The 949-nt window shown below is 34.1% G+C and carries 1 protein-coding gene; it reads left to right on the forward strand.

Annotated elements, in window-relative coordinates; genetic code table 4:
* Nucleotides 1-949, forward strand: a 949-nt coding sequence (locus tag C4B25_RS04805; RefSeq protein ID WP_168380716.1) for a hypothetical protein, incomplete at both ends; no start/stop codon positions are given.

Consider the following 949-nt stretch of genomic DNA (forward strand, 5'->3'; position numbering starts at 1 on the left):
ACTAACCTAAAAAGACAATTCACAAATCTTGGGCTAAAACACCAAGGTGGAAGAACATTAGCGGAAGTTATTGCTGACATTATGAAAGTTGGTCCCACTGACGTAGCTGGAATTCTTGCAGGAATTAATAAAGAAACTGATTCAAAAATCAAAATTACAGATAATGGTACAACTATTACAAAAATTGATCTTGCTGTAAATGCTGCTGGTGATGGTATCGATGTTACTATCGAAACAACAACTAACCTAGCTACACAACCAATTGAAACAGTTAAAGTTTCAATTTCAGGTAAGAATGATGCTCAAATTGCAATAATTAATGCAACAAAATTAAAAGCAACAAATATTGCTAATATTGAAAGAATGCTGAAAGATGTTGATATTAAAGCTGGACAAGGTACAGATACAATTGCAGAAGTTATTGCAAAAATGAAGAAAAAAGGCGCATCAGTTGCTGACATCATCGCTGCAATAAGAGCGATTGCTGGTGTTGATTTATCTACTGGTCACAAAGGTACAGATATTACAGGAATTGATTTAACTAGAGATCCTAAAAATCCTAACCAAATTAAAATCGTAGTTCACACAAGAACTAAAGGAGCTGCTCCTGAAGCTGGTGATGCGAATGGTAATTTCATTGGTAATAATGACAATATAGCTAATGCTTCAAAAGCAAGAGATAAACACGCTGGAGATATCAAGAAAAAAATTGATGGTGTAGATATTAAAATACCTCAAGGTAAAACAAAAATTTCTGACATCGTTAAAGATATTAAGAAAGCTATCAAAGCTGCAACTAAACCTGATGGTACAGTTGATATCAAGAAAGTAATTGCTGCCGTTAAGAGAACAACTGGTGTTGATCTAGGTACTGGACAAATGGGTAAAAAACCAAATGTTACAGATATCACAAGTATTGATGTTAAAGGTAACCCAGATGGAACAATCG

Origin of the sequence: Mycoplasma todarodis (assembly GCF_004335995.1) — a bacterium.
In the GTDB taxonomy this organism is placed as follows: Bacteria; Bacillota_I; Bacilli_A; order Mycoplasmatales; family Metamycoplasmataceae; genus Mycoplasma_K; species Mycoplasma_K todarodis.